At 64.7% G+C, this 14,728-nt stretch carries 13 protein-coding genes and 1 rRNA gene (1 of these 14 cut by a window edge); all 14 read right to left on the reverse strand.

Translation table 11 applies throughout. The features are described from left to right. Nucleotides 1-1,284 (reverse strand): 16S ribosomal RNA (locus AB1451_09250); it reaches 275 nt to the left of the window's first position. A gap of 227 nt (nt 1,285-1,511) precedes the next feature. Then, entirely contained in the window at nt 1,512-2,702 is a 1,191-nt protein-coding gene (gene tyrS, locus AB1451_09255; GenBank protein ID MEW6683093.1) for a tyrosine--tRNA ligase, read from the reverse strand. Between the two features lie 4 nt (nt 2,703-2,706). Next, nucleotides 2,707-4,101, reverse strand: coding sequence for a dihydrolipoyl dehydrogenase (gene lpdA, locus AB1451_09260; protein MEW6683094.1), 1,395 nt, complete (start codon nt 4,099-4,101; stop codon nt 2,707-2,709). 64 nt (nt 4,102-4,165) lie between these two features. Beyond that, on the reverse strand, nt 4,166-4,558 hold the full coding sequence (gcvH, locus tag AB1451_09265) for a glycine cleavage system protein GcvH (GenBank protein ID MEW6683095.1): 393 nt from the start codon (nt 4,556-4,558) through the stop codon (nt 4,166-4,168). Between the two features lie 123 nt (nt 4,559-4,681). Continuing rightward, nucleotides 4,682-5,728, reverse strand: a complete 1,047-nt coding sequence (locus tag AB1451_09270; GenBank protein MEW6683096.1) for a hypothetical protein — start codon at nt 5,726-5,728, stop codon at nt 4,682-4,684. A 256-nt stretch (nt 5,729-5,984) separates the two neighbouring features. Beyond that, nucleotides 5,985-7,328: an FAD-dependent oxidoreductase gene (locus tag AB1451_09275; protein ID MEW6683097.1), complete on the reverse strand. Its 1,344-nt coding sequence runs from the start codon at nt 7,326-7,328 to the stop codon at nt 5,985-5,987. Nucleotides 7,329-7,487: 159 nt separating this feature from the next. Continuing rightward, on the reverse strand, nt 7,488-7,913 hold the full coding sequence (ndk, locus tag AB1451_09280) for a nucleoside-diphosphate kinase (protein MEW6683098.1): 426 nt from the start codon (nt 7,911-7,913) through the stop codon (nt 7,488-7,490). 111 nt (nt 7,914-8,024) lie between these two features. Further along, the gene (locus AB1451_09285; protein ID MEW6683099.1) at nt 8,025-9,284 is read right to left on the reverse strand and encodes a pitrilysin family protein; all 1,260 of its coding nucleotides are present in this window, start codon (nt 9,282-9,284) and stop codon (nt 8,025-8,027) included. Nucleotides 9,285-9,346: 62 nt separating this feature from the next. Continuing rightward, nucleotides 9,347-11,452 carry a polyribonucleotide nucleotidyltransferase gene (gene pnp, locus AB1451_09290; protein ID MEW6683100.1) on the reverse strand — a complete coding sequence of 702 codons (2,106 nt, stop codon included), beginning with the start codon at nt 11,450-11,452 and terminating at the stop codon, nt 9,347-9,349. Between the two features lie 239 nt (nt 11,453-11,691). Then, nucleotides 11,692-11,958: a 30S ribosomal protein S15 gene (gene rpsO, locus AB1451_09295; GenBank protein ID MEW6683101.1), complete on the reverse strand. Its 267-nt coding sequence runs from the start codon at nt 11,956-11,958 to the stop codon at nt 11,692-11,694. Between the two features lie 29 nt (nt 11,959-11,987). Further along, entirely contained in the window at nt 11,988-12,968 is a 981-nt protein-coding gene (truB, locus tag AB1451_09300) for a tRNA pseudouridine(55) synthase TruB (GenBank protein MEW6683102.1), read from the reverse strand. A 34-nt stretch (nt 12,969-13,002) separates the two neighbouring features. Next, on the reverse strand, nt 13,003-13,992 hold the full coding sequence (locus tag AB1451_09305) for a bifunctional oligoribonuclease/PAP phosphatase NrnA (protein ID MEW6683103.1): 990 nt from the start codon (nt 13,990-13,992) through the stop codon (nt 13,003-13,005). Then, nucleotides 13,970-14,380, reverse strand: coding sequence for a 30S ribosome-binding factor RbfA (gene rbfA, locus AB1451_09310; GenBank protein ID MEW6683104.1), 411 nt, complete (start codon nt 14,378-14,380; stop codon nt 13,970-13,972). The genes AB1451_09305 and rbfA overlap by 23 nt, the downstream gene beginning before the upstream one ends. A gap of 10 nt (nt 14,381-14,390) precedes the next feature. Then, nucleotides 14,391-14,728 (reverse strand): DUF503 domain-containing protein (locus AB1451_09315; GenBank protein ID MEW6683105.1); only part of this gene is annotated, 338 nt, incomplete at its 5' end.

Genomic DNA, 14,728 nt, shown 5'->3' on the forward strand with positions numbered 1-14,728 from the left:
TTGCGGGTTTGCAACCATCTGTACCGGCCATTGTAGCACGTGTGTAGCCCCAGGCATAAAGGCCATGATGACTTGACGTCATCCCCACCTTCCTCCAGCTCATCGCCGGCAGTCCCCTCAGAGTTCCCGGCATTACCCGGTGGTAAACAGAGGGCGAGGGTTGCGCTCGTTGCGGGACTTAACCCAACACCTCACGGCACGAGCTGACGACAGCCATGCAGCACCTGTGCAGGCTCCCCTTGCGGGGTCGTCCCCCTTTCAGGTTCCTACTACCTACATGTCAAGCCTGGGTAAGGTTCTTCGCGTTGCGTCGAATTAAACCACATGCTCCACCGCTTGTGCGGGCCCCCGTCAATTCCTTTGAGTTTCAACCTTGCGGCCGTACTCCCCAGGCGGGGCACTTACTCCGTTAGGTGCGGCACGGGAGGGGTCGATACCTCCCACACTTAGTGCCCATCGTTTAGGGCGTGGACTACCAGGGTATCTAATCCTGTTTGCTCCCCACGCTTTCGCGTCTCAGCGTCAGTTGCAGTCCAGAGAGCCGCCTTCGCCACTGGTGTTCCTTCCGATCTCTACGCATTTCACCGCTACACCGGAAATTCCACTCTCCTCTCCTGCACTCAAGTCCGGCAGTATCAGACGCCGTTCCACCGTTAAGCGGTGGGATTTCACATCTGACTGGCCGAACCGCCTACCCGCGCTTTACGCCCAGTAAATCCGAACAACGCTCGCCACCTCTGTCTTACCGCGGCTGCTGGCACAGAGTTAGCCGTGGCTTGTTCTGTGGGTACCGTCAGGCCGCGGGATTGTTCACCCCGCGACGGTTCTTTCCCACTCAAAGGGGTTTACGACCCGAAGGCCTTCATCCCCCACGCGGCATCGCTGCGTCAGACTTTCGTCCATTGCGCAAGATTCCTCACTGCTGCCTCCCGTAGGAGTCTGGCCCGTGTCTCAGTGCCAGTGTGGCTGGTCGTCCTCTCAGACCAGCTATCCGTCAGTGCCTTGGTAGGCCGTTACCCCACCAACTAGCTGATGGAACGTGAGCCCCTCCTCGAGCGATAGCCCTTGCGAGCCATCTTTGGTCCCGGAACGCATGTCCCGGGACGTTATGCGGTATTAGCCCCGCTTTCGCGGGGTTATCCCCCTCTGGAGGGCAGGTTACCCACGCATTACTCACCCGTCTGCCACTTTACCGGTCCCCTTGCGGGGACTTTCTCGTGCGACTTGCATGTGTTAGGCGTGCCGCCGGCGTTCGTTCTGAGCCAGGATCAAACTCTCCACAAAATCGTGAAAGCTGTCCTTTGCTCTTGGAGCAAGGTACTTAAGAATTAACAGACCCGCTTCGCGGTCCCGACATCCTATTCAATTTTCAAAGAACGATTGTCCTGCGAACGCGTGATTAAATCACACGCTCAGTTGACATGTCAAGTATTTTCCAATCGCGACCTGCAGGGGCACGTGTTATACCAAATGCCCTCCGCCAAAATCAAGATCATCACGCCGCCACGGCGTTAGAGCGTGATTCGGGCGAGACGCCGTTTTCCCACCCGGATCCGGTAGACGTGCCCGCGGGCCAGCCGGTGCGCGACATCGGTCACCGGCTGGTCGTTCACGTCCACCGCGCCTTGGGGGATGAGCCGCCGCACCTCGCTCTTGCTGGCGGCGAGCCCCGCCCCGTGGATCGCCTCGACCAACGCCACATCCGGCGCACCCGGGTCGCCCATCGCGCGCAGGTCGATCTCGTCGACCTCGGCAAACTCGCGCTTGCGCACGCGCCGGTCGAACAGCTCCCGCGCGCGGGTTGCGGCGTCGGAGCCGTGGTAGCGTTCGACCAACAGCGCGGCCAGTCGGAGTTTCGCGTCCATCGGATGGGCGGCTCGGATCGGATCCAGCGGCTCGGTCGTGAGCAGCTCGTAGTATCGGACCATGGTCCGGTCGTCGATGGACATGACCTTGCCGAACATGTCGTCCGGCGGTTCTTCGATCCCGATGTAATTCCCGAAACTCTTGCTCATTTTGCGGACGCCATCGGTGCCTTCGAGAAGCGGGAGCGTGATCACCACCTGGGAGTCCTGGCCGTACCGGCGTTGCAGCGTGCGCCCCATGAGCAGGTTGAACTTCTGATCCGACCCACCCAACTCCACGTCCGCCTTGAGGGCGACGGAATCATAGCCCTGCATCAACGGGTAGTAGAACTCGAGCACCGTGATGTCTTTGCCTTCGGTGAATCGTTTCTTGAAGTCGTCGCGCTCAAGCACCCTCGCCACGGTTTGTTTGGCGCCCAGCTCCGCGAATTCCAACGTGGACATCGCGCCGAGCCACTCGCTGTTGAACCGAATCTCGGTTTTGGCGGGATCCAGAATTTTGAAGACCTGGCGCTCGTAGGTCCGTGCGTTCGCCTCCACCTGTTCGCGCGTCAACGGCTTGCGGGTCTCCGACACGCCGCTGGGATCCCCGATCATGCCGGTGAAGTCGCCGATCAAAAAGATGACGTGGTGCCCGAGGTCTTGAAAGACGCGCATTTTCTGGAGGAGGACGGTGTGTCCGAGGTGGAGGTCGGGCGCGGTGGGATCGAAACCCACTTTGATCCGCAGCGGGCGACCGGACATCGCGGCCCGCAGCTTTTCCTCCAGTTCGTTGAGCTGGATCACCTCGACCGTGCCGCGCACGATGAGATCCAGCGCCCGCGTCAGATTCGCCATCCGATCACGCCTTTTTCACGGCGTGCACCGCAACCCCGCGCGCCGCGGCCGCCGCCTCGTGCACCACCTCGGCCAGGGTCGGGTGCACGTGAACCGCGTGCACCAGATCCTCCACCGTCGCCTCCGCCTGCATAGCCACCACGGCTTCGTGGATCAGTTCCGCCGCGTGCGGCCCGATGATGTGCACCCCCAAGATCTCCCCGGTGTCTTCCGCGGTCACGACTTTGACGAATCCCATGGTCTCCCCGATCACATGCGCTTTTCCCAGCCCCCGGAAAGGGAATTCCCCGACCGCCACCGATCGTCCGGTGGCGCGCGCCTGCGACTCGGTCAACCCCACGCTCCCGATCTCGGGGACCGTGAAGATCCCTGCGGGAATGCGGTCCCAGGCCATCCGCGCGTTTCCCCCCATCGCGCGCTCGGCCGCGACTTCTCCCTGCGCCGACGCGGCGTGCGCCAGTTGCTTGCGGCCCACCACGTCGCCGATGGCCCACACGCCGTCGATCCCGGTCTCCATGCCGTCGTCAACACGCAGTTCTCCCCGCGGACCGACCGGGAGCCCCGCGGCCTCCGCTCCGATGCCGCGGCTGTTGAGAGACCGACCGACCGCGACCAACGCCCGTTCGGCCTGCACGGTCTCGCCGGATGACAACATGAGGCGCACGCCCTGCGCGAGAGGCTCGACCGCCGTCACGTTGGTTTCCAGCGAAACGCGAATGCCGCGTCGTTTCATCTCGCGCAGCAACAGCGACGAGACCGCCTCGTCTTCGCTCGCCACCAATCGCGGGAGTTGCTCGACAACCGTCACGTTCGTCCCGAACGCCCGGAAGATACCGGCAAACTCACAGCCCGTCACGCCGCCTCCCACGATCACCAGACTCGCCGGCAGTCGGGCCAGATCCAGCAGATCGTCGGAGGTCATGACCCGCTCGCCGTCGAAGGGAAACACCCCGGGACGAGCCGGTTCCGAACCCGTGGCCACAATGAGGCCGTCGCCTTCAAGGATCCTCGTTCGCCCGTCCGGTTCCCGCACCGACACGGATCGAGGGCCCGTCAACGTGCCGTGACCGCGAATGAGGTTGACCCTGGCGGCTCGGAAGAGCTGCTCGATCCCCTGGGCCTGCGCTTGAACGATGCGATTTTTGCGACTGACGACTTCGCCCAAGTCCACGGCGCCGTGATCGGCGGCGAGAACGCCGAAGTCCTTGGCGCGCTGCACGGTCGCCAACACCCCGGCGGTCGCGACCAGCGCCTTGGTGGGAATACACCCGCGGTGAAGGCACGTCCCGCCGAGCCCCGTCGCCTCCACCACCGTCACCGAGGCGCCCAGTTGCGCGGCCCGGAGCGCAGCCACGTATCCTCCGGGCCCTCCGCCCAGCACGACCAGTCGTTTTGGCATCGGAAAATGGAACGGAAAAGAGCGGGCGCGTTCGACGCGCCCGACAGCCCAGCGTAGTGAGGAGCTACTCCTCTTCCTCGCCCTGCTCGATAAACTCCTCGTATTCCTTGGCGCTCATCAACGCGTCCAGATCATCGGCGTTGCCGATCGTCATGATGGCGATCCACCCTTTGCCGTATGGGTCTTCGTTGATCAGCTGCGGGGAGTCCTTGAGCTCGTCGTTCACTTCAACGATTTTTCCGCTGATCGGCGCGAGAACCGGCGACGTGGTCTTGGTCGACTCGATTTCGGTCACTTCCTCTTCGGCCGCGACCTCGGTCCCGGCTTCGGGGAGCTCGATGTACACGATGTCGCCAAGCTCGCTCTGGGCATAATCCGTGATCCCGATCACGGCGTGTTTGCCTTCGACCTTCACCCACTCGTGATCGGTCGAATACCGTAAGTCGTCAGGAACCATGCTTGCCTCCTCCACTCGTCGCCGCCGAGAACGCCGCGTGCCGCTCCGGCAAATCGGAGCCCGATACTACCCGACGCCTTTTTTGTTTGTCAACGCGCGGCGCCAGCACCAACGCACGGTCCGTCAGGGCAGCGCCACGATGTCGCCTGTCTGAGACCACACCGCAACCGGCAGCCGTGAACCCAACTCGGTCAGCCGCGCCCCAAGTTGGGCCGCCTCGACGGGCGTGTCGATCACCCACACCGCTCGCGGGGCGGCCCGTCGCAGTTCGGCCAAGTCCTGGCCGAAGGTTCGCAAGGCGTGTTCGGGTCGCACCACCGCGGTCGTGGAGACCCGGATGAGCCACCCCACACGGGGATTCACCGCCTCCGCGGCGACCACCCACCGGTTCAGCGCCCGGGCGGACGCGCGCGCGCGCATTCCCGCCCAGGTCCAGGCGATTCGCTCGCGCCCCGCCGACGTCTCCGGCATCACGCGAGCGATCGTGTCATAGGCGCGTACCGCCGCCACTGCCTGCGCTTGCTCCCCCACGTGAAGCCCGCCGTCGATCACGAACCCCTCGATCGGCCAGGACGCAATGATGCGGACCTCCTTCTCCAACTTGGCGACCTGCGCCTCATCGAAGGGATCGAACGCTCCGGCCGACGTGCCGAGCGGCAGCCAGACCCACACGCGCGCCCCGTCCACCGCGGCCCGCGTCACGGTTTTCGCGACCGCGCCCCCCGGACCGGACCCGGCCAGCGCCATCACCACCGCCTGGTCGTCGGACGCCGAGGCCGGTCCTTCCACAAACGACGTCACCCGCCAGCGCTCAGGGGGCGGAAGCGACCGCTCCGCGATTCGCCGGACGAGCGAGTCGGCGCGGCCCGCCACCTCGTCTCGCGCCGGATGCTCGGGAAAGTTCATCAGGAACAGGGTGTACTGGTCCCATGCGGCGCCCCACAAACCCGCGCGCTCCCGAGCGAGGCCGAGCAACCATTGAGCGTCGGCGAGCCTCGGATCGCCTGGAGATGAGGCGATGAAGACCTCCGCGGCGGCTGCGGCGGCGGCCGCGTTCCCGGAATCGAGTGCGTCGCGGACCGCTTCCAGCGGATCGGTTCCCGACCCTGGGGTCTGGGCGGCCGCGAGACTCCACGACGCGAGGAACCACGCGCCCACAAGCGCCGCCACGCCGAGTCGCCGCATTAGCCCGGGTTATTCATGAAGGTTCGTCGCGAACCCGCGCAGACGCCCGCGAAATGTGCTTGGCGCCGCCAGGCGCAGGCAATGGGCCGTTGGAGTACCTTGCACATGGCGCAGCAACAGGCGCTCGGAGCCGCGAAGGAGGGGGCGTACTCCCTGCAGTACGTTGACCGACTGAGCGGCGAGACCGCTTGTTGCAGCGGCGTATCCGCGGGTGCAGCAGAAGGTTCATGAATAATCCGGGCTAGGGCGGGCACACGATGCGGTTGATACTGAGCGCCACGCGATACTCGTTCGCGTCCCCCAGCCACGGCGGGCTCTCGTCCGGAAGCCACCACACCGGCGATCGCGAGACTTGTCTCCATCCGTCTCCCCCAGCGCGCCAGGAAGCAGACTCCCAGAGTTTGGCATCCAGCGGGTCCGTGGCCTCGTCGTATCGGACCGCGCCGAGCAGGACGATCTGTCTGGCCGCGAACGGCAACAGAGCTTCCACCCGTTCGCTGATTCGTTCGACGTCCCGACCAGCGGCTGGCGCCCGGGACGACACGGTGAGCAGGTCCGGTGCGGACCCTTGGGCGCCCTCGGAGCGACGTCTGGCCACTGACCAGAGTTCGCCCTGGTCCGCCACCAACAGGTAGGTCCCCATCGCATCCGGGACGCAGGTTGCCGGAACGGTATACGCGAGCGTCGCCATTGGGGCACGGGGCTCTCGCGGCGCGGAGCCGTTGGGTCGGCGGCGGGCGTTGATGAGCAACGCGCGGGTGTGCAGACGACGACCGTCGGTCTCCACAAACGGCTCCCGGCCAGTACCGATCGCCGTCACCGGGGTTCTGAGGACCTCGCCCCCAAGCGCTTGAAATCGAGCGACCAGGAGTCGACACACGCTAGCTCGCCCCCCAGGCACCGAAACCAGCCCGCGATGAACGAGTGCGGTCCGAAACAGCCAAGCGCCGGTCGGATCACCTTCGGTCGCCAATGCGCCGCGCCAAGATTCCAGGTAAGACGCCAATGCCGGAGCCAGCCCGCGGGCTTTTACATACTCCGTGGGCTCCAACGTGCCGAAACGAGCCGCGAACGCCCGCGCGGCGGCCAACCCGCGGAGGCGCGCCAACGACGACCTGGTGTCCCCGGAGGGGGGTGGGTCCATGCGGATCGCCAAGGCGTCGTACACCGCATCCAAGTCAGCCAACAGCGCCGCCACGTCCGGCTCCCCCGCCCGATACTCCCGGCGGAGCTCCTCCACGAAGTCTGCTCGCTGTTGGGCAATGGTGAGTCGGTGAGGCCCCCAGATGATTTGCAGGGGCTCGCGTTTGAACGTCGTCCCCTCTCGCACCAACAGGGGGAGCGCCAAGCCAATCGCTTCAAAGTAGGCGTCGGCCCATCCCAAGCGTTCGTGGCTCACCACCACGCGCGGCCCCACGTGGATCGTCAGACCACCGACACGCTGGTCCGCGAAACGACCGCCCCACTCCGACCGAGGCTCGACGAGTGCGACGTGCCGGCCGCGTTTGGCCAGCCACGTCGCGGTCGCGATCCCGGCCAAGCCGCCACCCACGACTATGGCGTCGTATCGCGGCGAGGACGGCATCACGACCTAGAGCCTGTCCATGAATGGTCATCTGCGTCGTTGCTGCTGCGCATCCGGTCCTCACGTACAGGTTCGGTACGCTCTGGTCCGGTGCTCGCAGCGCCTTGCATCTGACACATTCCTGAACAGGCTCCGACCTCGCGGTATTCGGAACCGCACCTATCGCCGGCTCGACAACTCGAGGGCGTTGAAGAAGTAGGGAATTTCGAACGCAGCGGATTGCGGAGAGTCGGATCCGTGCACGGTATTCTGTTCCAGGCTGACGGCCAGATCCGCCCGAATAGTCCCCTTGGCGGCTTTCTTGGGATCGGTCGCGCCCATCAACTCGCGGTATTTGGCGATGGCCCCGTCGCCTTCGAGCACCGCCGCGACGATCGGCCCGGACGACATCGATTCCGCCAGGCTGTGATAGAAGGGGCGATCCTTGTGAACGACGTAAAATCCTTTGGCCGCGTCGATGGTCAGGCGCACCATCTTGAGCGCCACCACGCGTAGCCCGATCCCTTCACACCGTTTCAGAATATCCCCGATGAGATTTCGCGATACCCCGTCGGGTTTGATCAGCGACAGCGTCCGTTCAATCATGATCCTCCGCTCCCGGTCTCGAAACCGGCCGTACAATAGCCGAAAGACCAGGGGGTGTCAACGAGGGACACGGGGTGGACGGTAGGGCATCGCCCCGGACGGAGCGCGGGGTCAGAGTTCGGCCGGGAGATCGCGGCGTTGGATGGGGCCCAGCACGGTGAGCGCCATGGTGTCGGGGGCGAGGCAGGTTTTTGCGACGCGCGAGATGTCCGCCGCGGTCACGGCGTTGATGCCGTCCAGCATCTCGCGGAGAGACACGCGGCGGCCGCCGTAGAGCTCGTCTTTCGCGAGACGGCTCATTCGGCTGTAGGTGCCTTCCAACCCCAGCATCAGGCTGCCTTTGAGGTGGTCCTTAGCCCTAGTTAGTTCGGCCTTGGGAACGGCTCGGCGTCGCAGGGTGTGGCACTCCTTCAGGCAAAGATTGATCACGCGCGAGGCCGCGGGTCGGCTCGTGGCGGCGTAGATGGAGAACAGGCCCGCGTCGTGGTACGACGAGATCGAGGAGTAGATGGAATAGGCCAGCCCTCGACGCTCGCGCACCTCCTGGAAGAGCCGTGAACTGACGCTCCCTCCGAGCACGGCGTTAAGCACGTGCAGCGCGTACCGGTCCTCGTGTCCTTGGGACAGTCCCTCGGCCCCCAGACAGATGTGGACCTGTTCCAGGGCCTTGCGTTTGAGCAGGATACCTCCGCGGGTTTTCGGCGGGGTGCGGACCGACGGCGGACGCGCCGTTCCGGTAAACCGCGAAAAGGTCTTGGCGATCAGGGCTTCGACCGCGCTCGGGTCGCAGCGTCCCGCCACGGCGATCACGGTGTTTGACGGGTGGTAGTGGCGGGCCAAAAACCCGGTGAGCCGACGTCGCGTCATGGTCTCGATCGTTTCGACCTCGCCCAGGATCGGTCGGCCGAGCGGATGGTTGCGCCACACGTAGTCGGCGTACAGGTCGAAGACGAACTCCTCGGGGTCGTCTTCGACCATCTTGATCTCCTCCAGCACGACCTGTTTCTCGCGCTCCAATTCCTCACGCGCGAACGTGGATTCGAGGAAGATCTCTCCAAGCAGGCCCACGGCGCGCGGCAGGTGTTCGTCCAGCGCTTTGGTGTAGAAGGTGGTGGTTTCTCGGGAGGTAAAGGCGTTGAGCTCGCCGCCGAGGACGTCGATTTCTCGGGCCAGCGTTTGGGCCGAGCGCCGGCGCGTGCCCTTGAAAAACATGTGTTCGAGGAAGTGCGAGACGCCTTCCTCGCCGGATTCTTCGTCACGCGAGCCCACGTCCACCCACACGCCGACCGCTGCTGATCGCACGGAGGTCATGGGTTCGATCACGACCCGGACGCCGTTGTCCAGCACGGTTTTGCGGAGAGCCGTTCTCATGAATAAGGACCGTCGGTGGGCTCAGCGGGCCCGCCCCGCTGACGTCGACAGGCTTCGTTCGCCTAGGGCTTTGTGGCTTCCGGTGCGGTCGCGCCCATCGCTTCCTTCCGAGACAGGCGGATCTTGCCCTGGCGGTCCACCTCCAACACCTTCACCAGGATCTCTTCGCCTTCCTTGACCTCGTCGCTCACGTTCTTGACCCGGTGCGGGGCCAACTGTGAGATGTGCACGAGGCCGTCCACGCCGGGACCGATCTCCACAATCGCGCCGAAGTCCATGATGCGGGTGACTTTGCCCATGTACAGCTTCCCGACCTCGACGTCTTCGGTGATCTGTTTGATCATCTCCATGGCCTTCGCCGCCGCGGCCTCATCGGCCGACGCAATGGCGATCGAGCCATCGTCTTCCACGTCGATCTTGACGCCGGTCTTGGCGATGATCCCGCGAATGACCTTGCCGCCCGGTCCGATCACTTCACGAACCTTGTCGGGCTTGACCTTCATGGTGACGATCCTCGGAGCGTGCGCGGACAATCGGTTGCGCGGCTCGGCGATGGTCTCGGCCATCTTGTCCAGAATGTGCATCCGACCGAGGCGCGCCTGATCGAGCGCTCTCTCCAGAATCTCGCGGTTCAGCCCCGCGATCTTGATGTCCATCTGGAGCGCGGTCACGCCTTTGCGCGTGCCGGTGACCTTGAAGTCCATGTCGCCCAAATGATCTTCCACGCCCAGGATGTCCGAGATGATCTCGACTTTGTCGCCCTCTTTGATCAACCCCATCGCGATCCCGCCGACCGGCGCGCTGATCGGCACCCCCGCGTCCATCAATGCCAGCGTGCCGCCGCACACCGTGGCCATGGAGGACGAGCCGTTCGACTCGAGAATGTCCGACACGATCCGCAGGGTATATGGAAACGCCTCCTTGGACGGGATCACGGGTTTGATCGCGCGTTCCGCGAGCGCGCCGTGCCCGATTTCCCGGCGCCCCGGTCCGCGGACCGGTCTGGCTTCGCCCACCGAGAAAGGGGGGAAATTGTAGTGGAGCATGAACGACTTGGTCGACTCGCCTTCCAACGCGTCGATCCGTTGCTCGTCGTCCGACGTGCCCAACGTGACCACGGCGAGGCTCTGGGTCTCGCCGCGCGTGAACAGGGCCGAACCGTGCGTGCGCGGCAAGACGCCGATCTCACACGTGATCGGCCGAATGCCGGTGGGTCCGCGGCCGTCCGCGCGCACGCCCTTCTCGAGCACCATGAGCCGCATCTCGCGGCGTTCGAGGTCGTGGAAAATCTCCATGACCTGCCGGTTGCGTTCGGGCGCGTCCTGCGCGCCCAACGAGGCGACCAGACCGTTCAGGATCTCCTGCATCCGGCCCGATCGCTCGGTCTTGTTTGGAATCAGGAGGGCTTCGCGGACCGGCCGGGTCGCGTCACGCTCGACCGCTTCCACCAACGCGGCGTCCGGCCCCACCGTGGTGACTTCGATCTTGGGTTGACCCACGCGCCGCACCAATTCGTCCTGCAACGCGATGATCTTCTTGATCTCCTCGTGCGCGAGCATGATCGCTTCGAGCATGACGTCCTCTGGCAGCTCCGACGCCTCGCCCTCCACCATCATGACCGCGTCGCGGGTCCCCGCCACCACCACGTTGAGCGTGCTCTTCTCCAACTCCGCGAACGACGGGGCGACCACGAATTGCCCGTCCACGCGTCCGATGCGAATGCCGCCCACCGGCCCCTGAAACGGCGCGGGGGAGATCGCCAGGGCCGCGGACGCGCCGATGATCCCGAGGCAGTCGGCCACGTTGCTCTGATCGGCGGACAGCACCGAGGCAATGACCTGAGTCTCGTGGTAGTACCGTTTGGGGAACAGCGGCCGCAGCGGTCGGTCGATCAGGCGACCGGAAAGAATTTCCCGCTCGGCGGGCCGCCCTTCGCGTTTGAAAAACCCTCCCGGGATTTTCCCCGCGGCATAGGCTCGTTCCTGGTAATCAACCGTCAGGGGAAGGAAATCGACCCCTGGTTTGGGGGACTTCGCCGTCACCGCGGTCACCAGCACCACGGTGTCGGCCATGTGCACGAGGACCGCACCGTCGGCCTGTTTCGCCACCCGGCCCTGCTCGATGAGTAGCCGGCGACCGGCCACGTCCATTTCCAACCGCTCAACCATACCGTCTCCTTGTTGCGCCTCGTCGAAGGCGCGGTGATGGCCCCGGACGAGTCACAGTCAATGACGCCTGGCGACCCCCGCCGACCGGCGATCGCCACATGTCATTCACCGTGTCCCGCCCGCAACCCGTGTGAGTCAGCGCACGCAAACACGTTCAAAGGGTTCAACAAAAGCAGAAATGTTCAATGGTTCAACACGTCCTTGAACATTTGAACCATTGAACCCTCGAACCTGTTTTCTCAGCGCCGGATGTCCAACTGGGTGAGGAGCGTTCGATACCGCTCCACGTCGGTCCGTTTCAAGTAGTCGAGCAGCTTGCGCCGCTGACTGACCATCATAATGAGGCCCCGCCGGGAGTGATGATCCTTCGCGTGAGCCTTGAAATGGTCGCTCAACTCCGCGATCCGTTTGCTCAGGATCGCGACCTGAACTTCGGGCGACCCGGTATCTTTTTCGTGGCGCCGAAATGTGTTGATCACCCCCATCTTGACCGTCTTTTCCAACATGTCGATTCCCCTTTCCGTATCTGAATCCGCTACCGCGAACGAACCGAGTCTTGCGAGAAGCCCTGGTCGCTCGATACCTTCGATACCCGATCCCGCAGCACCCGATCGATCTTGAGCACGGCGCTGGTCCCCCGTGCGAGCAACGTGGCGTGATCTGCCGGCGCCGTGGCCAGCGCAACGGTGACGCCGTTACTTCGAATCCGCACGAGTCCACCGGCACGGCAGGCCCCGAGCCACCGTGCGACGCGCGCAGCCGGAAGCGCCACGCCGTGGCACACGCGCTCCGCGGTCTCGGGGTCCACCTCGGCGGCCGGCGTGTCGCTCAACGCCAGATCGATCGAGACCACCCGTTGCCCGACTGTGCCGTCACGCGCGGCCGCTTCAAGCTCGCCGAGCGTGACGGCTTGGTCGATCCCGAACGCGCCCACGCGGCGCCGATCAAGCGCCTGCATGTACGCCCCCACGCCCAGGCGCTCGCCGGCGTCGGCGCACAGCGTCCGGACATAGGTGCCCTTCGAACAGGTCACGTCGAACGTGACGTCGTCTTCGGCGATCCCTAGCACCTGCAGTCGCGAGATGGTGACGGCTCTGGGCCGTCGCTCCACGACGCGACCGGCCCGCGCGGCTTTGTACAGCGGCACGCCACCCACCTTGACCGCGGAATACATCGGGGGGATCTGCGTTTGGGATCCGACAAAACCTTGCAGCACCCGGATCACCTCGTCCGGCGCCACGCGTACGGTCGAGCGCGTGAGCACCCGCCCCGTCGCGTCCTGGGTATCCGTCGTCGCGCCAAGCCGCATGACCACGCGGTACTCCTTGTCGGTTTCCAACAAGTAGTGGGCGACCTTGGTCGCTCTTCCGATGCAAATCGGCAACACGCCGGTGGCGAGCGGATCCAACGTCCCGGTGTGCCCAACGCGGGTCTCACGAAGCAGGCCTCGAACCTTGGCGACCACGTCGTGGGAGGTCCAGTCGGGCGGTTTATTAATGATCAGGAATCCGTCCATTGTCACTCGATCCGCAGGTCGCTCTCTCGGCCCGCTAGGGCGCCTCTCGGGCCGTGGCCTCTTCGACCGCCTTCAACACTTTCGCCTTCACACTTGCCAGATCGCCCTGCACCGTGCATCCCGCGGCGTTGCGGTGGCCGCCGCCCCCGAAGCTCTCCGCCACGTTCGCGACGTTCACCCGCCCCTGCGAGCGCAGGCTGATCTTGTATTGGGTCGCGTTGACTTCCCGGAACAAAACCGCAACCTCCACGCCCTTGAGCGATCGCGGGTAGTTCACCATCTCTTCGGTGTCCTCGGGCGACGTTCCAGTGGCGCGGAAGGTTTCTTGAGTCACGGTGACCCACGCGATTTTCCCGCCCGGATGGCGCTCCATCCCGCGGAGCAATTCTCCGAGCAGCTTGAGCCGCCCCGGCGAGTTCCGATCGTAGATGGCCTGCGACACCGCCTCGGCCTTCACTCCGCATTCCAGCAGATCGGCGGCCATGCGGAGCGTCGCGGGTTTGGTGTTGGAGTACCGGAACGATCCGGTTTCGGTCAGCAGCGTGGTGTAGAGACACAATGCGATCTCGCGCGAAATCGGCACGCCCCATGCGCGGATCAACTCGTACACCATTTGGCCCGACGCGGTCGCGTCCGGCTCGATCCAATTGAGCCCGCCGAACCCGCGGTTGGTCACGTGGTGATCGATGTTGACCACCAACTTGACGGGCGGAGGCGTGTGGTCGAACATCCCTGTGCGGCCCAGATCGCCGCAGTCCACAATCGCCAGCACGTCGTAGGAGGGAGGGAGCGTATTGCGTCGCAGCACGACGCCCTGCACCGGCAGAAAATCCAGATACGCTGGCACCGGGTCTTTGATGACCACGTCCGCACTCTTGCCTGCGGCCCGGAGCGCGAGGGCAAGCGCCACGGCTGAGCCGAGCGCGTCGCCTTCGGGACTGACGTGTGTGGACACGCTGAAGGATTGGTACCCCTTCAACGCTTCCACCACGGCGCGGGCGTCAGCCGCGGTGGTCGTCCCCATCCGGCTCCCCTCCCGTCGCGTCCTTCGCGTCGTGCAGCTCGTCCATAATCGCCTCGATCCGGACCGCACGCCCCGGCGTGTCGTCCCGTTTGAACACCAACTCCGGCGTATACTTCATCCGCATCCGCCGCCCCAACTCCGCTCGGATGAATCCGGCGGCTCGACCCAGCGCCTCGAGCGCTTCTGCGGCGCGGGGTCCCTCCTCCAAGACACTGACGAACACGGTCGCGTGTCTGAGATCCGGACTGACCACCACCCCGGTCACGGTGACGAACCCGATGCGAGGGTCCTTGACCCGTCGCAGGAGCAAGTCCGCGATCTCGCCGCGCATGAGGTCCCCCACGCGATCGGTCCGCTTGAAGCCCATCCCCCTGTCCGTTCCGCGCACTGCGCCTCCATCAGACGAACTCCAACTCGGTCCGCACCAGATCCACGGCTCGATCGCGCTCCACCGCGCGGACAAGTTGATCCAACACCCCGTTCACATAGGGGCGGTCCGTTCCAACGCACGCCGCGGCCAAAACCGCGCGCTGCCACAACTCGTGGGCGTCCACTTCAGCCACCGACACGTTGAAGTGCTGCCGCAGGCGATCTTTCAAGCTCTTGACCACCTGTCGCTTCTCCTTTAACGAGTGCCGGTCCGGCAAATGAAGCTCGATCCGACAGACTCCAATGATCATTCCCATCCGAGCGGGGCCACCCCCTCCCTTACCCTCCCCCCTTGAGGGGGAGGGAT

This window comes from Nitrospirota bacterium (genome assembly GCA_040757335.1).
In the GTDB taxonomy this organism is placed as follows: Bacteria; Nitrospirota; Nitrospiria; order 2-01-FULL-66-17; family 2-01-FULL-66-17; genus JBFLXB01.